This window comes from Armatimonadota bacterium (assembly GCA_028871815.1).
Classification (GTDB): domain Bacteria; phylum Armatimonadota; class Chthonomonadetes; order Chthonomonadales; family Chthonomonadaceae; genus REEB205.
Map to the genome: position 1 here is coordinate 464416 of JAGWMJ010000001.1, position 20422 is coordinate 484837.

The window sequence follows — 20422 nt, forward strand, 5'->3', positions numbered from 1 at the left end:
TTGCAGTGCCCGGGCTTGCCGGGCATGGCGCGGGAACAGGATTATATCTGAACCACGGCAGCAGTACAATGGCTCACACAACGAAATTCACGAGGCCACGAAGCGAAAATATTTTTGAAAAAAGTCCGGCGCGGTTGGCCGCCGTCATGGGGTATAAACAGGCATACGGCTGACCGCTTTACGGTGTGAACGCGTATTGCCGAGCCGGAGAAACCGGCGGAAGGATCATACGATGAGCAAGCCCATCCGGGCGGCATTGGCGGGCCTCCTGTTACCAGCTTGCGTCTTCATGGTGACGCCCGCGCAGGTGCGTGCGCAAACGCCCGCCCCGCTGCTGACGGCTCAGGCCTATGGGGATCAGCTGACGAACGCCCTGATCGGCACAACGCCGGCCACGTTCGGTGCGCGGCGTCAGGTCGGGGCCTCCACCCTCTCGCCATTTCCAATGCGCATCCGGCTTGGCGCACTACTGGCGCCGCGCGTCAAATTTGATGGGGGCGTCGATTTTACGCTAAGTGGCGTGCACCTTCTGCCCTCGTGCAGCACCCGCATTGACGCCGATGCTATTATCTCGGCGAATTTCGGCGGGCTCAACACGCTGATTCCCATTACTTTTGACCAGGTCTACTCCAAAGGAGTGATCACCGGCAACCGCCTCTACATTGGCGGCGGCATCGGTCCGTACATCGGCAACGTCACACGCCTGGGAGGCAAGGTGTTCGCCGGCGTGGATCTAACGTCGCACATCGGCATTGAGGCAACACTGCATTTTGCGGGCGTCGGCGATACGCTCTTCGCGGTTCAGGCCCGGCTGGGCGGGTAACGCCCCGGCGGATTACTCCGCCGCGCGGTCGCGGCGATCGCGCAAAAGGTAGCCGATCGCGCCGGAGATGACGCCCATAAGGACGGACCCGATGAGCGCGCTTATGGGACCGCGCACGTGGAACACCGCCGGGTCCAGTTGGCCCACCAGGAAGAAGAGAAACACATTAAGGCAAAAGCCAAGCAGTCCGAACGTCAGGCAGTTGATGGGCCAGACGAAGAACATGATAATCGGCCGCACGAGTGAGTTGACAAGGCTGAACACCAGGAGGACGGTGAGGAATGCCACCGGGTGCTGCCACTTGAGGTAGATGCCGCGGACCACCTCTGCGAGAATGAAGAGCGCCAGCGCATTGCCGGCAAGCCCGATCAGCCATTTGCGTATCATTTGCGCTCCGTAAGCCGGCCCGGATTCCCGCGCCGGTTCTATCTGCCTGGACGGACTTCTGGCGGGTAGTCGATCTCGATCGCCTCCTCGCGAAACGGTAAGAACCCGGCCTTCTTGTACAAACCCAGGGCGGCCGGCGCGTCGAGCGTGCAGGTATGCACCCAGACTCGCGAGGGTTGGCTGCACCACGCCTCAGCGATGGCCCAACGGAGCAGTTTCCATCCCAGACCCTGCCCCATGTAGGCTTGACGAAGCCCGAAGTATGCCAGTTCCACGTTGTTTTCGATTCGGCGGTCCAACTCCGCGTAGCCCGCCGGATCGCCGTTGCGGTAGAGCACGTGCACCTCCACGCGCCCATCCTGCACTTCGTGCGCGAGCGCGTCGTCGGAGAGTGCGTTGCGCTCGTACCACATCCACGGGCCGCCTACGGCATTGTATAAAAAGCGGTAGAACGACAGGGACGGCGGATTGGCGCGGACAATCCTGGTGCCGGGTGGGAACGACAACTCCTCCGCCTGCGCCGGCGGCTCCAGCATTTCGAGCGAGGTGACGGTCACCGCCAGCCGCGTCACGCCGCGGCGACCTCCACCGGTTGATGGAGTGCGGCGGATCGGTATGCGGCAAGCGCGACGGAGACGGCCTTCAAGCCATCCTCGCCGGTTATCGGCGGTGGCGCCCCGGTCAAGACGGAGTTGGCGAATGCCGCCACCATGTCGTCATCGATGTTTGCCCCCCAGTTGTGCCAGCTGACGCCGCCGCTCTTCTCGCCATAAAGCACAAGGTTTTGTGAGAACATGTCCATGCTCAGCGCTCCGCCTGTGGTGACCACCTCCATGGTGACATCGCCCCAAGTTGGAAACGCCCGCGAGCGCGACCATGAGGCATCCAGGGTGGCAAACACCCCCGAGTGAAACGTGAAGCTGAGGAACGCCACGTCCTCAATGGCAGTATGCTTGATGCCGTTGCTCGTTTCGGCAAACACCGTCTTTACGTCGTCGTGCAGGAGCCACCGCATGAGATCCACTACGTGGACGGTATGATCCAGCATGGCTCCGCCGCCACTTTCCGCGGGGTCGGCGAACCAGCCTCCCGGATTGCGTCCACGGTTCGTGCCTCTGATAGCCAGAATCTCGCCGGGCCGCCCACTGTCAACCATCTGCTTCAGCCGGGTCATCATGGGTGAGAAGCGGCAGGGGAAAGAGGTCATCAGGTGGACGCCGGCGCCGCTGCATGCCGCGATCATCGCCTGAGCATCTGCGACCGTGGTTGCCAGCGGTTTTTCGCACAGAACGTGCTTGCCTGCTTTGGCGGCCATCTCCACCAGAGCACGGTGTCTTACGTTTTCCGGGCAAACAATCACGGCATCGATTGCGGGATCGGCAACCAGCGCCTCGTAGGAAGGGTATGCCCGGGATTCAAACGCCTGCGCCATTCGCGCGGCGCGGTCGGCGTCGTGGTCGGCCACACCGGCCAACTCGGTATCGCCGCGACTTTTTACCGACGACGCGTAGCTCCAGGCGTGCATGTGTGCGAATGACATCATGCCGATACGAACCGGTTTTGCGGGCATTGGCTTCCTTGTGCGGCACCGGCGATGTGCCACAATGTGATGGTGCATCTCCTTTCCCCATGCAGGAGCGCCACTCCTGCCCGGCGGGCAGCTTTAGGCACGCAATGCGCATACTGGTTACCAATGATGACGGCGTGTACTCGCCCGGCCTACTTGCCCTCAAGCAGTCACTTTCGAACCTGGGCGAGGTGGTCGTGGTGGCGCCGGACCGGCCGCGAAGCGCTACCGGGCACGCGATAACGCTCCACAAGCCGCTCAGGATCCGCGCCGTGAAGCTGCCGGATGGCAGCATGGCTCATGCGGTGAACGGCACTCCTGCGGACTGCGTGGTGCTGGGCTATCACATTGTGATGGAGCAGCGATGCTCGGTGGTAGCCTCCGGCATCAATCCGGGAGCGAATCTGGGTTGGGATGTGAACTACAGCGGAACTGTCGCGGCTGCGCTGGAGGGAGCCATTCTCGACGTACCATCGTTTGCGATCTCCATCGTCACCGAGGTCGAGCCGGACGATGTGGACTACTCGCTGGCAGCCGGTTTCGCGGTGCGCGTCGCGCGCAGTATCGAGGGCGACTCCGCTCTGAAGAGGGTGTGCCTGAACGTGAACGTGCCGGAGGGATCGCGCGCCGACCTCCGCTCCGTCGCCATCACCCGCCAGGGCAGCCAGCAGTACGAAAACGGGATCGACGTGACTAAAGATCCTGCCGGAAAGCCGTGTTACTGGTTCGGCGGGGTGCTGCTCAGTGGCGAGTCGGAGCCCGGGACCGATGTTGCTGCCATTCGGGAGCACCGGATATCCGTTACACCGCTTGGGCTGGACCTAACCGCGCATGCCCTTCTGCCGGAGCTTGAAGATTGGAAGTTGGACTGAGGCGCCGACTGGGGTTCGCCCTCCGTTCGGGCTGCGGTCCGCAGCCCGAACGGACCTGGCGTTCCCAGCAACAGCCCTATGGGCCGGCCGTACCGCAGTCGACACTTACCGCAGCCTCGATACCTGCCACGTCTTCGCACGCCGAACCAGCGATTACGGCGCGCCGGCCCGGCCGCCAGTAGCGTGGTTCGCCGGTAGGGCATCGACCTTTGCGACAGCGTGCAGTATTGCGGCCTCCGCCTGGCTCGCCGGAATGCCTACGATCTGCTCGCCATCGGCAAATTTCCATTCGGCGGTCTCGCCCTCCGACGGAAGCGCCGTCGCGACGCCACGGTGCAGCAGAATCTTGCTGTGGAAAGGCACGCTGACAATGAACTCGTCGGCTTCTCCAGCCTTGCCGCGCAGACCATGGATCTCCGCATACAAAGCCGTGCGCGGCGGCAGCGGCCCCCTGCCGTACGTGGCCGCGAGATGGAGGAACATGATATACCGGCGGCCCGGCATGGGCATCGGCTCGTCGAGCCGCCTGTAGCCGACGCCATTTCTGCCCTGCACGGCGTCGCTCCAGGGAAGGTCCCCGCCAGGAGCCGTAACCTTGACCACGGGCGGCGCGCCCGGGCCACCGCGCAGGTACCGCTCGACGGCTACAAGGAGGGTGGTCTCCTCGTTTGGCCCTGCGTAGTTTTCTGGTACGTGCTGCTCGCGCAGGACGGCCACGACCCGCCCGCGCACAATGACCGGTGACGCGCGCACCATCCCGGCAAGGGTGTGTGGCCCGGGCGGATAATCAAAGATCGCTATTGCCGCTGTCGGGGATGCGGCGTTTCTGCCGAAGCCGTCGGGCTCAAGGAACGGCCGGATGGAGGCCACGAGAGGTCTGAACAGACCGTCATCCGCCACGGGCCGCGTCATGCGGCCGTTTTGTACGACGGAGTACGTTCCGGCGGCCGGGTTCCAGACGACCTCCGCACTGCGCCCGTTTCCTTCCAGCCAGATGTCATCGGCGCCGGGCGGCGCGGCGAGGGTTGATTTGGAGGCCTCTGTAGGCGTCGGGGCTGAGTCGAGCAGCTGCTGTATGACGCCCGAGGCCGAGCTGACATCTGCGACGCCTGCGTAGCTCGCTGCGCCGTCAGAGAGGTGAAATACAACTGCGTAGAGCCATACCGGCGCCGCGGGCGCGGCAGTCGCCGGCCGGCAGCCAGTGAGCGGCAGAAAGGCGAGCGAGAGCGCCAGGCAGGGCGCTTTCCGATTCAGTTGTCGCATGGCCAGTGCCCTTTCTTCGCACGCAGCGTGCACTGTGTATAGCCCAGCTTGGTCAATTCATTGGCCTCGTCCGGGGTCGGCGTAATCGTACCGCAGAAGAACCAGTTGTCGGAGGTCGCCTACATCAGCGCGCCGATATCGTTGGGTAGCGCGTCGTTCGTGTGACCCAGCCCAGGCTGTGGCCGATTTCACGGGCGGCTGTCGAAACGAGGTGGTGCCGGACGCTGGTGGGGGATTGAACGCCCCGCACGAAGTGTTCGATGCGCACGGATCCGTCGTGTATATGTTGAACGTAACCGTTCGCTGACCCACGCCGAGGTAATTTGTCACGGCAAAATACGGATGATTTTGGTCGCATGTATCCTGGAATAGAATGTTCGCGCCCAGCGTGACTGTGGTGTAAGAGAACGTCGCCCACTGGCTGGCGTGCCAGTTGTCGGTTGCGGTGCCGATCTCGGCGTTGTATCGCGAGGTGGACGCCCATGTGATGTTGCAGTTGTCCGGCAGCTTGCCGAACCCATCGGGTGGGTCCGCGCCGCTGTTGTTCGGGCAGGCGATGGACTGCGAGGTGACGACGCCGCTGGCGGACCACGCTTTGCCGTTTGCGTCTATCCACGTCGCTGTCAGCGTTGCCTGTCCGTCGCCGGTACACGACGCTGTGGTGAGCGCTTGCGCGCAGCTGTTGGACGTCGCCGAGGCGGCGCTTACCGTTATCGTCGCTGGCCCGGTCTGGTTGGTGAGTGTGAATGTCACAAGAACGCCAACCTGGGGAAGGTACGGTTTGCCGGCGACGACCACGGCGCAGTACGATATCGCGCCTCCGGACTCGAATGCGCCATTCGGGACGTTATCCTCGGAAAAGGGTGTGTTTCAAACGTGTAGGTACCGAAAAGCGGCTATTCCGTCGGTGCGACGTGAGGGGCGTTCGGCGGGACACCGTACAGGGCGCTGAAGTAGAGGTTGATGCCTTTGTTGGCAATGAGTGAGCCGGCCACGCTCATTACGAACAGGTAGCCGAGCCGGAAAAGCAGCCACGCCATCTGCGTGCCGACCGTGGCAACCATGGGATCGGTTTTTGGGTTGCCGGTAAAGTGGAGCCCGAGCGCACGCGCCGCGGGCATCTGGAACAGGCCCCACGCCATATAGAAGACGCAGAGCAACAGACCAACACCCAACAAGAAAACCAGGAGCCCGGCCACACGGCCGATTACGTCGTGATGACGGCCCGAGCGCATTAGTTGCGGTTTACCATAAGTGAAATCGACGGGCGCCGGCGCAACGCGCACAGCAACTCTATTGTAACCTGCTTGACCACATTCTGCCGACCGAGGTGGAGCGCCAACCCAATCACGGGCGAATAATGCTGGCGGCAGCGGCCATAAGCCCTTGAGCCAGGCCCGGCAGCACGCCGAACAGGAGGGTGCCCGCCGCGGTGGAAGCCATGGAGAGCGCCGCGCCGCCTTCCCAGCGTCTGCGGGTCGGCTCCGTGGCGCCTTCGGCAGGCTCCTGGAAGCACATCACCCACACCACCCGAAGGTAGTAGTAGATGGAGAAGATACTGGCCACGGCAAGGCAGATTGCCAGCCACAACTGGCCGGCCTGCAGCGCGGCATAAAAGATGAACCACTTGCCCATGAATCCCATCGTAGGCGGAATGCCGCCCAATGAGAGCATAAAGATGAGCATTACGTAGGCCGGAAGGGGATCGCGTTTGGCCAGCCCGCGCACGTCATCCAGCGTCTGGACGTCGTGTCCGCGCCGCGTGAGCCATACCAGAACGCCAAACGCGCCGAGGGTCATCAGGGTATAGGCCAGCAGGTAGAAGATGGCTGCGCCCATGGCGGCATTGTGTGTCAGCCTGGAGCCGGCAACGCCCGCCGCGCTGACAGCCACCAGGAGGTAGCCGGCGTGCGCGATCGACGAGTAGGCCAGCATCCGTTTCACATTCTGCTGAGCAATCGCCCACAGGTTGCCGCCAAACATCGAGAGGACCGCCATCACCTGAATGGCCGTCAGCCAGAACTCCGAAAGCGTTACAAACGCGTTCAGTACGCGCAGGATGGCCGCAAATGCCGCTACCTTGGCCGCGCATGCCATGAAGGCAGCCGCGGAGGTTGGCGCGCCTTCGTACACATCCGGCGCCCATGCATGGAACGGCACCAGCGCGGCCTTGAAGCCAAGGCCCACCAGCAAGAGCGCAAGGCCCGCCACAAGCATGCCGGAGGGATGCTCCACATGGAGTGCGGTGGCCAGGTGCGTGAGGTTGGTCGTTCCAGGCGTTGCCTGGCTCGACGAGCCGCCGTAGATGAGCGCGATGCCGTAGAGCAGAAAGCCGGAGGCGAATGCCCCGAGCAAGAAGTACTTGAGCGCTGCTTCGTCACTGCGCGGGTTGGCGGTATCGAAACCGGCCAGCACATAGAATGCAACCGAAAGGATCTCCACGGCAATGAACAGCGTGATCAGATCGTTGGCGCTTGCCATGATCATGCCGCCACACGTTGCGAAGAGCACCAGCGCATGGTACTCGCCGTGGTTGATGCCGCGGTTTTGCAGATAGGTCATGCCCAGCAGCACTGCGACCGCGGCGGCCAGCAGCAGCACCAATCCGCATGCCGTGGCGAAAGAATCGACGTTCAGCGACCCGTTGAACGCCAGCGTCGGCTGCCAGCCGATGTCATCCATATGGCCGAGCGAGATGGCGGCTGCCACGGCCACGCCCAGCACCGAAAGCACGCCGGAGATCCAGCCCTGGCGGCGCCAAAACCCGATGCAGGCATCACCCAGCAGTACCACCATGCCGGTAACCGCTACCACGATGACCGGCAAAAGTGCATGCATGCTGCCAGCGTTGGAGAGGATCACTGGCCGGATGTTCCGCTCGCGGCCGGCGCTCCGGCTGGTGGTTTGCTGCCCGTCCTCCCCGCCTGTCCGGGCACAGCGCCCATAAAGCCTGGTTTGCCGGAGCCACTCCCCGCGCCGGCGGCGCGCGGGAGGGTAAAGCGTTTGCCGTTAGGCATCACCGCGCCGGGCCGTACTCCTGCGTTGCCCGGCATGGGAGGCCGTTTGCGTCCTGTGGCGCCCGGCTTGCGCGGCGGTCCGCCACCGGCCGCTTGCGGCAGCGTGACGCGTTTGCCGTTTGGAAGGAGTTGGCCGGGATGCAGCCCGGCGCCTGGCGGCATAGGCCGCGGTCCGTGGTGCACCGGCGCCGCCGGAGGCGCGGCAGGCTTGCTGCTGCACGCGCCGATGGCAAGGCACGCAGCGCACACCAGGAATCCCGTAGCTGCGGTACGCCCGGCGCCGAGCGCGCGGCTGGATGGGTGGGTTAGGTTGGGCATCATCGGCTTGCTCCTGTTATGCGAGGTCCGCCATGGCCAGGTCCGGCGGATGGACCCGGTGGCGCAGAGGGAGGCGCTCCGGTGGCGCCCTGGGATGGCGACGCTCGACGCGCCGGCCCAGCGGCGTTTCCGCCCGCGGCCGGCCTGCCCGGCGCAGGCGATGTGCCGCCGGCAGCAAGCGGTCGCGTGGCGGGATTGATTCCGCGAAGCACGGACCGCTGGTCTACGCCACTGTCAAGCCATGCCAGCGTGGAACGCTCCTCCGACGGAGATGCGTGCGTGCGCCGCAACGATTGGCGGTCAAATACCGCGTTGTAGAGGCGTACCGCCGGCAAGTCGGTATCTTCGGCGCCGGCGCCGCGGAGCAGATAGGTAACGGTGGTGTTCATCTTCTGCGTCCAGAAACTGGAGCCGAGGCCGAACCAGAAGATCACCACGGCCAGCGGCGTAAGCACCAGCCATTCATTGCGCGTCAAGTCCGGGAACTTCAAGTTGAGCGGGCGTGTGACGGGTCCGAGCATGAGGCGCTGAAACCACCAGAGCATATAGATCGCCGAGAAGACCATGCCTGAGGCCGCCAGTGCGGTGGCCCAATGCCCCGTGGTGGTGGAGCTCCAGCTGCCGAGCAGCACCGGGAACTCGCCCACGAACCCGTTGAAGAAGGGTACGGCAACACTGGCCAATGTTGCGATGAGCAGCATCGTGGCGAGCCCCGGGGCGATCATCTTGAGGCCCCCAAACTCCGATATCTGTCTCGTCCCGCGCCTTTCGTACATCATCCCGACAATGAAGAACAGCATCGGCGTTGAGATGCCGTGATTGATGTTCTGTACCAGTGCGCCCATCATGCCGATGCGCGTGAAGGTAAATATCCCCAACATCACATAGCCGAGGTGAGCCACGCTGGAGTATGCGACCAACTTCTTGGCGTCGGTTTGAACCGCGGATACAAGCGAGCCGTAGATGATACCGATAATCGCCAGTACGATGAAGATCGGGGCGGCTTGCCGGGCCTGTTCCGGGAAGATCGGCAAGCAGAATCGGATAAACCCGTAGGTGCCCATCTTGAGCATGACGCCGGCCAGAATCACGCTGCCGGCGGTTGGCGCCTCAACGTGTGCGTCCGGCAGCCAGGTGTGGAGCGGGAACATCGGCACCTTGATCATGAAGGCCAGGGCAAAGGCGCCAAACATCATCAGCATCCCCTGCGGATGCGCCATGGCAAACGCGGCCAGGTTGTGCGAGCCTGTGGCGCGTACGCTGGTGAGCGCAAGCACATTCAGCGTTCCCGATGCGTGGTACAGCGCCACGATGGCCACAAGCATCAGCACGCTTCCCGCGAACGTGAAGATAAAGAACTTGATGGCGGCGTAGACGCGGCGCTCGTGGCCAAAGATACCGATGAGGAAGTACATCGGCACCAGCATCGCTTCCCAGAACACGTAGAAAAGCACCAGGTCGAGGGCGCAGAAGACGCCCAGCATGGCCGCTTCCAGCAGCAGCAGGAAGCACATGAACTCCTTGAGCCGCGCCTTTACGGTGAAGGAGTGGATGATGCAGAGCGTGGAGAGGAAGGTGGTAAGCAGGATGAGCATCACGCTGACGCCATCCACGCCCATACGGTAGTGCACGTCGATCGAGCCGACGTGGAACCACTTGACGTCTTCCAGGAACTGCATGTTGCCGATCACGCTGTTCATGGCGTGGCTTCGGTATGCAGCCAGCAGTGCAATCGACAGGAACAGAGTGAGTACCGAGAAGAGGAGCGCCACCGCGTTTACGATGCTGCGATTGGGGTCGTCCGGTACAGCGGGCGCGTGCGGCTCGGCATCCGGATCGTGGATCACCGGAAGATCGCGCGGACGCGGCATCAGCATCACCACCACCGCGCCGATGAGCGGTAGGAAGGTGAGGAGCGAAAGTAGATTCGGTATGGCCGACTGCGTCATCGATACCTCATGCCCGGTGGCTGCGCGTGCCTACAGGCGATACCAGAGCACCAGGAAGCTCACCAGCAGCGCTACCATGCCCATCATCATCTCCAGCGCGTAGTTGCGAACATAGCCGGTCTGCACCTTGCCGATGAGCCGACTGATGCCTTTCACTCCGCGCGCCGCTCCATTCACCGTACCGTCGATCATCTCCACATCCACGGTTTTCCAGAGGATGTTGCGGGCAAACCAGCCGCCCGCCGTGATGAAGATTGCGTTGTAGAGCGCGTCCCAATACCAGCGATTGAACAGAAAGGCGTACACCACACCGATCCCCGTCGGCTTGACCGCCCATGCGTCCTCCTGGTCCGCAGGAACCAGCTGACCGGAGGCCCGATTACGTTGGTACAGCATGGCTGCAATGGCCAGGCCGGCGATGGCCACAATGCTAGAGATGATATATCCCGTGAGCGCGCCGGGCAGAACCTCCGGCGCTGCCCGCAGCGGGCCGGCGTCGAGCGGAGCAAGGCTGGGCGCCAGAAATCGCTGCAGAATGCCGGTTGGTCCAAGCGCCAGGCCGCCGACTACCGAGAGCGTGGCGAGAATGTAGAGCGGCCACATCATTGAGGCTGGCGGGGTATGAACGTGTCCGGTGCCGTGGGCCTCCGCGTGGTGAGCTTCCGTGCCTTCCAGCACGAGCCGGTTTGCGTGGTCGTGTTCTACGAGTGCCCCGTCCTCAAAACGCGGCTCGGTGTAAAACGTCTTCCACATCAGCCGGTTCATGTAAAACGCCGTCATGAGCGCCGTGCCAAGGCCCACCACGTACAGAACCACTCCGCTGCCCCACGGGCTTCGGAGCGCGCTATCCAGGATCATGTCCTTGCTCCAAAAGCCGGAGAGAATCGGGAATCCCGCTATGGCGTATGTGCCGACAAACATCACGGCCCACACGCTCACCAACCGCTTCTTCAGGCCGCCCATCTTCCGCATATCCTGCTCGCCGTGCATCGAATGAATCACCGCTCCAGCGCCAAGGAAGAGAAGCGCCTTGAAGAAGGCGTGCGTGGTTACATGGAACAGTGCGCCGGCAAAGTTGCCGACCCCGCACGCCAAAAACATGTAACCGAGCTGCGATATCGTGGAGTAGGCGAGCACCTTCTTGATGTCGTTCTGCACCAATCCGATTGTGGCGCCCAGCACCGCCGTGGCAAGCCCGATCCAACCGACAATCTGCATGGCGGCGGGCGCCTGCACAAAGAGCCAGGAGCAGCGGCTGATCATCACCACGCCGGCGGTGACCATCGTTGCGGCGTGAATCAATGCCGAAACCGGCGTCGGACCTGCCATGGCATCAGGAAGCCAGATCCAGAGCGGAATCTGGGCCGATTTGCCAAGAGCTCCAATAAGCAGCAGCACGCAGACCAGGGTGAGTGCCCCGGCAGCCAGCGGATGCCCCAGTGCGTCAACGTGCGCTCGCGCCAGGTCCATCACTCCATGGTGGTTCGGCGTTGCAAAGTCCAGTGTGCCGAAGAGGCTCCAGACCGCCAGGATGCCCAGCGTAAACCCAACATCTCCCACGCGGTTTACGATGAACGCCTTGTTGCCTGCGCGTGCGTTGTTCCGATCGACGTACCAGAAGCTGATGAGCAGGTAGGAGCATGTGCCCACACCCTCCCAGCCTACAAACATCAGTAGAAAACTGCTCCCGGTCACCAGCAGCAACATCATAAAGATGAAGAGGTTGAAGTAGGTGAAGAAGCGTGGCTGCTCGGGATCGTGGGCCATGTATCCCGTGGCATAAACGTGGATGAGACCGCCCACGCCCGTGACAATGAAGATCATCAAGAGCGAAAGCGGATCCAGCAGCATTGCAAAGTTCACGCGCAGTGGACCCAGACTGAGCCACGGCACATTGGCGGGTCCGAAGGGAAGCATGGAGACGATGGCGCGATGGCCCGGCGCCGCCCAAACGGCCTGCGCAACAGGAATGGAGATCGCGAACGCTGCCAGCACCACTCCGGGTGCAAACCACGCTACGACGGTCCGCCCCGCACGCCTGCCAAGCACGGCGCAGAACAAAAAGCCGAGCAACGGCAGCGAAACGATGAGCCACGCGAAAGAGAGCATTGCCACCTTGTTCTGAGCCGCTAGTTCTTCATCACGTTCATGTCGTCGATGTTAATTGTCTGCTTGGTCCGGAAGATTGCCACGATGATGCCAAGCCCTACCGAGACCTCTGCAGCAGCAACGGCCAGCGAGAAAATGACGTACATCTGCCCGTTCATCCGGGCGAAATGATGCCCGAGCGCCACGAATGTAAGATTTGCGGCGTTCAGCATCAATTCGATGCACATGAATATCACGATCGGGTTCCGCTTCACCAGTACGCCAACCACCCCGATGGCGAAAAGAATGGCGGAAAGTACCAGGTAGTTGGCTGTTGGTATCACTCCGATCCTCCCGGCATCCGGCGCTTGGCCAGCATGATGGCGCCAACAACTGCCACCAGCAGGAGCAGGGACGTCAGCTCGAACGGGAACAGCCACGGCCCGGTCGGGCTGAACAGTTCGAGACCCACGTGCCGTACTGTGCCGGATGCTCCCGGATCGCCTGCAAGCGCGGCAATCCTGGGCACCGCGATGATCGACTGCGACGCCACCAGTACGATAATAAAGATTGCAGCAAGCACCAATGCGGCCATAGGCTGCAGGCTGCCACGATCCTTCATCGCCTGAGGGGCGGCGAGATTGAGAAGCATGATCACGAAGAGAAAGAGCACCATGATAGCGCCGGCATAGACCACAACCTGCACCGCGGCAATAAACTGCGCCGCCAGGGTGAGATACAGCACCGCAACCGCCAGGAAGGTGATTACCAGCATGAGCGCGCTGCGCACCGGATTCCGCGACGCCACCATGGTAAGCGCTGCACCGACGGATACCACCGCCAGTATCCAGAACAGGATGACGTTGGCGGTCATGGGCGGGCACCTCCCACCGGCGCCACCTGGGCGCTCTGGACATTCTGGATCGTTGTTGGCGGAGATACCTTCGCCTCGCGTACCAGGCCGTAGCCCGCCAACAGAAACAGCCACGCCAAACCCAGCGGCAGCATCCGCTTCCAGCCCAGCCCCATCAGCGCGTCGTACCGAAGGCGCGGCAGGGTAGCCCGCAGCCATACATAGAACAGGATCCCCGCCAGGATCTTGGCCAGCAGCCAGACAAAACCCGGGATCCACGTAAGTGGCGCGATATGGAGCGGCGGCAGCCAGCCGCCCCAGAACACCACGGCATTCAGCGTACACACCACCAACATACTGGCGTATTCGCCCATAAAGAACATGGCGAACTTCATCGAGGAGTATTCCGTATGAAAGCCCGCGATCAACTCGGACTCTGCCTCCGGCAGGTCAAACGGCGCCCGGTTCGTTTCGGCTACCATGGCAATGGTATACAGAACCACCGGAACTATGCCGGTCTGCAGCCAGTTCCATGAGAGGAAGCTCCCCTGCAGAATGCGCGGCAGGCCCGTCAGCCCAAACGGCAGAAGCGACTGGGCATCCACGATCTTGTCGAGCTGCAGGGTGCCGCAGACCACCACCACAGCGAGCAGCGCGAGGCCCATCGGGAGCTCATAGCTGATCAGCTGCGCCGAGGCCCGGAGCCCGCCAAGCAGGGAGTATTTGTTGTTGGACGACCAACCCGCGAGGATGATTCCGTAGACCTGCAAAGAGGACATTGCCAGGATGTAGAGCAGGCCAATGTTCACCATACCGGTCATTAGCGGAACCGAGTACACGCCTCCCGACACCCCCCGGAACTGGATCCGCTGAATGGGCAGTACGGCGCCGGCGGCCAGCGCGGGGATCATCGTAATGACCGGCGCCAGGTAGTAGATTCGGAGATCGGCGCTGCGCGGGACGAGATCTTCCTTGAAGAACAGCTTCAGCCCGTCCGCGGCCGTTTGCAACAGCCCGCGCGGTCCGACGCGGTTTGGTCCCGGCCGATCCTGCATCAGACCGATCACCACCCGCTCGATCCAGATCAGCAGCGGTACTATTCCGAGGATAAACCCGATAACGCACACGATGGCGATGTACGGAAGCAGCGCCGGCACATAGACGCCGCCCAGGTGGTCCGGAAAGATGATGAACGGGGCGCTTTGCATATTAATTCGAACCCGGCCGGTTGTACCGCAGCAGTTGTCCGCCCGCATCGATCTCCGGCATGCTCAAATCCGCGAACATCGGCGCGGAGGCCGCAATACCCTTCAGAACGTCGCCGGTTGAGATGTACTCAAAGGGCGTACCCAGGCGGCCGGCGGCCTGTGCAAAAACCACCCAGTCGCTCCGCAGGTCGGGTGAGAGTGAAAAACAGGACCGCAGCCGCTGAACCCGGCCCTCGCAGTTGGTAAACGTGCCATCCTTCTCAGCCGGGCTGCTCACGGGTATGACCAGGTCGGCCTGCGCGGCGGTCTGCGTCAAAAACAGTTCGCTGACCACCACAAATGGGCAGGTCTCCAATGCCTGCGAAGCGAGATCGCGGTCGTGATACCGCGCGGCAAGGTCCTCCCCGGCGACCCAAAGCAGGTCCAGTCCTCCATCTCGCGCTGCCTCCAGCATGCCGTGCGTTGTCAAGCCATTTTGAGGCGCCGGCTGGTACCCGGGCAGGCAGTCGGGCAGCATTCCCACATCGGCAGCGCCCTGTGCATTGACCTGACCAACCGGAATGTTGACGTTTCCGCCGTTGCCGGTAGCCTCGGCCAGGCTCGCGAGCGCCGAGGCGAGCACCGCGAAGTCGCGGCTGTCGCGGATGGCGTCGCCAGCAATAAAGGCACATGTCGATTGCGTTATGGCCCGCGCCGCCCTGGCGAATGCCTCGGCGGGCAGACCGGTAGCTGAAGCGGCGCGCTCCACCGGCCATCCTTCCGCTTCGGCCCGCAGGTGGCCCGCATTCGGGGCAGCAAGTCCGGCCGCGAATATCGCGTTCAACAGGCCGCCGAGCAGCGCCAGAGCGCTTCCCTCACGGTACCGCAATCCGATCTCAGCGAAATCCAGTGCCGGATCCGCCCCTTCGCGCTCCGGCGCCGCGGAGATCACGGAGGCAGCGCCAAAACGCCATGCTTTCCGCACCCGCAGGAACAGGATCGGCTGTTCATCCGCCAGATCGCCGCCGATGACGAAAATCGAGCGCATTCGCTCCATCCCGGCGATGGATGTGCCCATGGCCGGGTACCCCAGCCGCTTCAGCAGCGGGGCGGCGCCGCTTCCCTGCCAGCGGCCCAGCCGGGAATCGACGTTTGGACTGCCAACCGCCTCACGGAACAGGCGCTGGAAGACAAATGCGTCCTCGTTCGTTAGGTGGCTTCCGCCGATCGCTCCTGCGCGCGGACCCGCAGCCTTCAGCCGCTCCGTAAGCGCATCAAACGCCACCTGCCAACTCACGGGGCCCAGCTCCCCATTCTGGCGCATCAACGGCGTCTTCAGCCGATCCGGGCCTGTCAGGTGATCGTGCCCGAACTTGCCTCGATCGCACGTCCACTCTTCGTTCACGGCCTCGTTGACGCGCGCGTTCACGCGCTGGATCTCGTTGACGCGGTAGTCGAACTTGATATTGCAGCCGTTCGAGCATCGTGAGCAGATCGACGCCTGCGTCAACAGGTCCCAGGGGCGCGCCTTGAACCTGTAATCTCGCGAGAGCAGCGCTCCCACCGGGCATAGTTCGATAACGTTCCCGCTGAATCGGCTCGTGTAAGTGGAACCACTGACGACGCCGACTTCCATATCCGCGGAGCGCTTCAGAAATGCCAGCTGACCGTCCCCGCTGATATCCTCCGTAAAGCGGGTACACCGCGCGCAGTGGATGCACCGCTCCCGATCGAACACCACGTGCTCCGCCAGCGGCACTGCCTTGTGAAAGTGTCGCTTCTCCTCGATGAAACGCGTTGCGGATGCGCCGTAAAAGAGGGTGTTGTTCTGGAGCGGACACTCGCCGCCGCGGTCACAGATCGGGCAATCGAGCGGATGGTTTATCAGGAGAAACTCAAGTATTCCCCGCCGGTCCTTTTTCAGCGCCTCCGTCTCGGTCTCGATGATCATTCCCTCATCGGCCGGGAGCGTGCATGCGGCTTGAGGCTTGGGCATCTTGCGGATCGAGCCGTCCGGCGCTTTGGATGAAACCTCAACCAGGCACATCCGGCAGTTGGCCGCGCCGCCCTTCGACAGGCGAGGGTGGTAGCAAAAGTACGGGATGTCGATCCCCATACGACGCGCAACCTCAACGATGTTCAACCCGCGCGGCGCCTGAACTTCCGTTCCGTTGATACGAAGATTGACGATCTTCGATTCGTCGCAGGTGAGCGACGGATCCGTCAGGGTAAGGCGGTATTCCGTCATGATGCGGCCGCTCCGGCCATGACGGGGTTCACCGCGTGCTGCTGCGGAGGAAGCGCCGTTGGGCCAACCGGCGAGCGGTGATATCGTACCCAGTACTCAAACTCGCTCCGGAATGCCTTGATGGCGCCGACGATCGGCCAGGCCGCCGCATCGCCGAGCCCGCAGTATGAGCGCCCGTCGATATTGGAGCACACATCCAGCAGCAGGTCGATGTCGGTCAGGCGCCCACCGCCGGAAACGATACGGTCGAGGATTCGGTACAGCCAGCGCGTGCCTTCACGGCACGGTGTGCACTTGCCGCACGACTCGTGGGCATAGAACTCCGATGTGCGCTTCATCAGCATCACGATGTCGGTACGATCGTTGAAAACCATCAGCCCGCCCGATCCCAGCAGCGTGCCGTTGGCCTGGCAGCTTTCGTAATCCAGGTTCACGCCCGCGCAATCCTCGGCGGTAAGTATCTGGACCGATGAACCACCCGGGATGACGGCCTTGAGGCGGCCGCCGGTAACACCGCCGGCCGCATCCATCAATTCGCTGAGCGGCGTGCCCATCTCAATTTCGTAGTTGGCCGGCTTTGCGACATGCCCGCTCACCGAAATGATCTTGGTGCCTTTGCTCCGCTCGGTGCCGTACTTTGCGTACTCCGCGCCACCATGTGCGATGATCCAGGGTACGGCGCTGAAGGTCTCCACGTTGTTGATCAGTGTCGGCGAGCGCCAAACGCCCTCAACGGTGGGCAGCGGGCCGTGCGGCGCCTTGAGGCGCGGCTGCCCGCGCTCGCCCATCAGGCTGCTCATCAGCGCCGATTCCTCACCGCACTCATAGCTGCCCGCGCCCATGTGCACGTGCAGGTCGTAATCGAAGCCCTCGATGCCTAAAATGTTGCGGCCAAGGAAGCCCTTTGCGTAGGCCTGGTCGATGGCCTTGCGGACCTGCCATGCGGGCTCTACAAACTCACTGCGGATGTACACATAGCCAACCTTGCTGAACGTGGCGTAACCGGCGATGATGAGGCCTTCCACCATCTGGTGAGCGCACTTCAACATCAACTCACGGTCCTTGTAGGTTCCCGGCTCACCTTCATCCGCGTTGCACAGTACAAAATGCGGCTTGTCGTAGCTCTTTGGCAGACCGTTCCACTTAATCCATGTTGGGAATCCGGCGCCGCCACGCCCCCGAAGTCCACTGGCCTTCACCTCATCGATCACCGCCTGGCGCTCCATGGTCACGGCTTTGCGCAGGCCGGAATAGCCGCCATTTGCCAGGTAGACATCGATTTCCCCGATGCCGGGCGTTTCGCGGTTGGCAAACAGCAGGTTGACGATGGGCATGAGATTATTCGGGCTGCGGCTGATAGCTGCCGCCGCCGGAGCGCGAGCTGCCGGGCGTATGGAGTTTCACGATGGCATCAGCCAGACGGGCAGGTGTGTAGAGCTCGCTGCCGCGCAGTTCGTCGATAACCGCCATGATGTTGTATTCGGTGAGGTTGGTAAAGTACCGATCTCCCACCTGCATCACCGTGGGAGCGCCGCAGTAATCCAGACACTCGACTTCAGACAGCGTGAAGGCGCCATCCTGAGTCGTCTCTCCGGGCGCCACCCCCAGCTCGTGCTCCAGCTTGTGCAGCACATCATAGGCGCCCTGAACGGCGCAGGTAAGGCAGGTGCAAACCTCCAGATGGTGGCGTCCGGGCATGCTGCGATTGTACATGGTGTAGAACGTCGCCACACCTTCCACCTCAGCCTGAGGCAGCCCAAGCGCCTGCGCCACTGCCTGCAGCGCTTCCGGCGGCAGATATCCGCCATACTCCCGCTGCGCAATCCAGAGTGCGGGCAGGCACGCGGCCTTGCGCTCGGGATAGTGCGACGCGATTTCATCCAGCTCGGCAAGCGCCTGCGCGGAAAGCCCGGGATTTGTGCCTTCACTCTGCATGGTTGTTGGTCACGGACTACGGAGAGCGGACCTAGCGATCGATCTCTCCCAGAATGATGTCGATACTGCCGATGATTGCCACCACGTCGGCGATCAGCCGGCCTTCGCAGAGGCGTGAGAGCGCCTGCAGGTTCATAAAGCACGCGGGCCTCTGATGGGCTCGCCACGGCTGGTTTGTGCCATCGCTCACAATGTAAAAGCCCATTTCGCCCTTGCCCGACTCGATGGGTACATACACCTCGCCGGCCGGTGGATGAACGCCCTCGGTCCACAGCTTGAAGTGATGGATCACCGCTTCCATATCGTTATCGAGCGCTGCGCGCGGCGGAGGCGTGATTTTGCGATCTTCCACGTTCACCGGGCCATCGGGCATCTGCTGGATGCACTGCTTGATGATCTCGCGGCTCTGCAGCAGCTCTGCCATGCGGACGGCGTACCGGTCAAACACGTCGCTGTACTTGCCCGTGGGCACGTAAAAGTTGAAGTTCTCGTAACCGCTGTAGGGCTGCGCCTTCCGAAGGTCGTGCTCAACGCCGGCGGCGCGCAGAACCGGACCGGATACCCCCCACGAGAGGCACTCCTCCACCGATATGGTTCCCACTCCCTGGGTACGCTCGCGGAAGATCGGGTTGGCGCTCAGCAGGTTCTCAATCTCCTCGTGCGCTTTGGGGTAGTTGTCAACAAACTCCTTCGCCCGTTCAAACCAGCCTTCCGGTGCGTCGCCGCGCAATCCACCCGGCACAATCCAGGAGGTCATCATGCGTACCCCAGCCATCATCTCCTTCAGGTCCAGGATCTTTTCGCGCTGCTGAAACGCGTAGAAGAAGACCGTCATCGCGCCCAGGTCGAGGCAGTGCGTGCCTAGCCACACCAGATGGCTGGCCATCCGCTCCAGCTCCATAAGCATCACGCGCAGGGTCTGTCCGCGTGGCGGCGGCTCAACATCCAGCAGCTTCTCGACGCTCAGCGACCAGGCAGCATTTTCCAACAGCGAAGCAACGTAGTCGATGCGGTCGGTGAGCGTAACACCCTTCACGTAGGTCTGGTACTCAAACTCCTTTTCAATGCCGGTATGTACAAAACCCATGTGGGGCGTGGCGCGGACAATGATCTCGCCATCCATTTCAAGCACCAGACGGAGCACACCGTGCGTGCTTGGGTGCTGCGGCCCCATGTTGACAACCATCGTTTGGCCGTCGATGGATTCCACCTGCAGCGGTCCAGCGAGCTCCGCATTGAGGCCGGCTTCGGGATTGGCCGTCATGGACCCACCTGTGAGTGCGGGGATGCTTCACCCTGCACGTCGCCGGTTCTCCCGAAATACGAGGCGCCGGGATGCTGTACCGCGGTCTCGGAGACGGCCGGCCCCAGCGTGCCGCCAGGGAACTGCACGCGCTCTCCGCCGAGCGGATAGTCCTTGCGCTGTGGATGCCCGATCCAATCATCCGACATCAGAATGCGGCGCAAATCCGGGTTGCCCGTGAACCGGATGCCGAACATATCGAAGATCTCGCGCTCCGGAAACCCCGCCGCCGGGTAGACGCCGGTAACGCTTGGCGCCGTGATGTCGTCTTCCGGAATGCGGATTTTAACGAACAGACGTGCGTTGCGACCCCACGGCGCGCCGTCGCGTGTGCAGGGTAGGGAATAGAGGTTGTAGACCACCTCGAACCGGTACCCGGTCTTCTTACCCAGGTAGTCGACGCCGAGGCATTCTGAGAAGAAGTTGAACTGCAGGGCGGAGTCGTCGCGGAGGAACCTGCATACCTCAACGATCGACTGGCGCTCTACGGTAACGTGAGCGTCGCCACGGAAGGTCTGCGCCTCCACAACGGCAGCGCCGAACCGCTCCTTGAGCTTCTGGATTTCGATCCGCTCGGTTTCGGGCGGTGGGGGCGCTGGCTGCTGTACCATG

Annotated in this window: 20 protein-coding genes; 2 read left to right on the plus strand and 18 right to left on the minus strand. The window is 62.6% G+C overall.

Going from position 1 to position 20422, the window contains the following annotated elements:
- Positions 1-232: 232 nt before the first annotated feature.
- The gene (locus KGJ62_01890; GenBank protein ID MDE2125320.1) at positions 233-823 is read left to right on the plus strand and encodes a hypothetical protein; all 591 of its coding nucleotides are present in this window, start codon (positions 233-235) and stop codon (positions 821-823) included.
- A 12-nt stretch (positions 824-835) separates the two neighbouring features.
- Here KGJ62_01890 and KGJ62_01895 read toward each other — a convergent pair whose 3' ends face one another.
- The 3 genes from KGJ62_01895 to KGJ62_01905 are packed head-to-tail and all read right to left on the minus strand — an operon-like array spanning position 836 to position 2780.
- Positions 836-1210 carry a phage holin family protein gene (locus tag KGJ62_01895; protein MDE2125321.1) on the minus strand — a complete coding sequence of 125 codons (375 nt, stop codon included), beginning with the start codon at positions 1208-1210 and terminating at the stop codon, positions 836-838.
- A gap of 38 nt (positions 1211-1248) precedes the next feature.
- Positions 1249-1782: a GNAT family N-acetyltransferase gene (locus tag KGJ62_01900; protein MDE2125322.1), complete on the minus strand. Its 534-nt coding sequence runs from the start codon at positions 1780-1782 to the stop codon at positions 1249-1251.
- A complete protein-coding gene (locus tag KGJ62_01905; protein ID MDE2125323.1) occupies positions 1779-2780 on the minus strand; it encodes a Gfo/Idh/MocA family oxidoreductase in 1002 nt (333 codons plus the stop codon). The genes KGJ62_01900 and KGJ62_01905 overlap by 4 nt, the downstream gene beginning before the upstream one ends.
- Positions 2781-2884: 104 nt before the next feature.
- On the opposite strand from KGJ62_01905, the gene surE reads away from it, so the two are divergent.
- Positions 2885-3649 (plus strand): 5'/3'-nucleotidase SurE, encoded by a 765-nt coding sequence (gene surE, locus KGJ62_01910; GenBank protein ID MDE2125324.1) that lies wholly within the window; start codon positions 2885-2887, stop codon positions 3647-3649.
- A 153-nt stretch (positions 3650-3802) separates the two neighbouring features.
- Here the strand turns inward: surE and KGJ62_01915 are convergent, their stop codons facing one another.
- From KGJ62_01915 to KGJ62_01985, 15 genes are all read right to left on the minus strand, one after another.
- Positions 3803-4912: a hypothetical protein gene (locus KGJ62_01915; GenBank protein MDE2125325.1), complete on the minus strand. Its 1110-nt coding sequence runs from the start codon at positions 4910-4912 to the stop codon at positions 3803-3805.
- A gap of 57 nt (positions 4913-4969) precedes the next feature.
- On the minus strand, positions 4970-5665 hold the full coding sequence (locus KGJ62_01920) for a hypothetical protein (protein ID MDE2125326.1): 696 nt from the start codon (positions 5663-5665) through the stop codon (positions 4970-4972).
- A gap of 143 nt (positions 5666-5808) precedes the next feature.
- Positions 5809-6147, minus strand: coding sequence for a hypothetical protein (locus KGJ62_01925; protein ID MDE2125327.1), 339 nt, complete (start codon positions 6145-6147; stop codon positions 5809-5811).
- Positions 6148-6259: 112 nt separating this feature from the next.
- Entirely contained in the window at positions 6260-7774 is a 1515-nt protein-coding gene (locus KGJ62_01930; GenBank protein ID MDE2125328.1) for an NADH-quinone oxidoreductase subunit N, read from the minus strand.
- Positions 7771-8250 carry a hypothetical protein gene (locus tag KGJ62_01935; GenBank protein ID MDE2125329.1) on the minus strand — a complete coding sequence of 160 codons (480 nt, stop codon included), beginning with the start codon at positions 8248-8250 and terminating at the stop codon, positions 7771-7773. The genes KGJ62_01930 and KGJ62_01935 overlap by 4 nt, the downstream gene beginning before the upstream one ends.
- Positions 8247-10196: an NADH-quinone oxidoreductase subunit M gene (locus tag KGJ62_01940; GenBank protein MDE2125330.1), complete on the minus strand. Its 1950-nt coding sequence runs from the start codon at positions 10194-10196 to the stop codon at positions 8247-8249. The genes KGJ62_01935 and KGJ62_01940 overlap by 4 nt, the downstream gene beginning before the upstream one ends.
- A gap of 30 nt (positions 10197-10226) precedes the next feature.
- Positions 10227-12305 (minus strand): NADH-quinone oxidoreductase subunit L, encoded by a 2079-nt coding sequence (gene nuoL / locus KGJ62_01945; protein MDE2125331.1) that lies wholly within the window; start codon positions 12303-12305, stop codon positions 10227-10229.
- Between the two features lie 20 nt (positions 12306-12325).
- Positions 12326-12628 carry an NADH-quinone oxidoreductase subunit NuoK gene (gene nuoK, locus KGJ62_01950; GenBank protein MDE2125332.1) on the minus strand — a complete coding sequence of 101 codons (303 nt, stop codon included), beginning with the start codon at positions 12626-12628 and terminating at the stop codon, positions 12326-12328.
- Entirely contained in the window at positions 12625-13158 is a 534-nt protein-coding gene (locus KGJ62_01955; GenBank protein MDE2125333.1) for an NADH-quinone oxidoreductase subunit J, read from the minus strand. The genes nuoK and KGJ62_01955 overlap by 4 nt, the downstream gene beginning before the upstream one ends.
- Positions 13155-14345 carry an NADH-quinone oxidoreductase subunit NuoH gene (gene nuoH / locus KGJ62_01960; protein ID MDE2125334.1) on the minus strand — a complete coding sequence of 397 codons (1191 nt, stop codon included), beginning with the start codon at positions 14343-14345 and terminating at the stop codon, positions 13155-13157. Before nuoH ends, KGJ62_01955 begins: the two co-directional genes overlap by 4 nt.
- Position 14346: 1 nt before the next feature.
- Entirely contained in the window at positions 14347-16572 is a 2226-nt protein-coding gene (nuoG, locus tag KGJ62_01965) for an NADH-quinone oxidoreductase subunit NuoG (protein ID MDE2125335.1), read from the minus strand.
- Positions 16569-17906, minus strand: a complete 1338-nt coding sequence (nuoF, locus tag KGJ62_01970; GenBank protein ID MDE2125336.1) for an NADH-quinone oxidoreductase subunit NuoF — start codon at positions 17904-17906, stop codon at positions 16569-16571. Before nuoF ends, nuoG begins: the two co-directional genes overlap by 4 nt.
- Before the next feature lie 4 nt (positions 17907-17910).
- The gene (locus tag KGJ62_01975) at positions 17911-18507 is read right to left on the minus strand and encodes an NAD(P)H-dependent oxidoreductase subunit E (GenBank protein ID MDE2125337.1); all 597 of its coding nucleotides are present in this window, start codon (positions 18505-18507) and stop codon (positions 17911-17913) included.
- Between the two features lie 31 nt (positions 18508-18538).
- A complete protein-coding gene (locus tag KGJ62_01980) occupies positions 18539-19771 on the minus strand; it encodes an NADH-quinone oxidoreductase subunit D (protein ID MDE2125338.1) in 1233 nt (410 codons plus the stop codon).
- Positions 19768-20421 carry an NADH-quinone oxidoreductase subunit C gene (locus KGJ62_01985; GenBank protein ID MDE2125339.1) on the minus strand — a complete coding sequence of 218 codons (654 nt, stop codon included), beginning with the start codon at positions 20419-20421 and terminating at the stop codon, positions 19768-19770. The genes KGJ62_01980 and KGJ62_01985 overlap by 4 nt, the downstream gene beginning before the upstream one ends.
- Between the last annotated feature and the right edge of the window lies 1 nt (position 20422).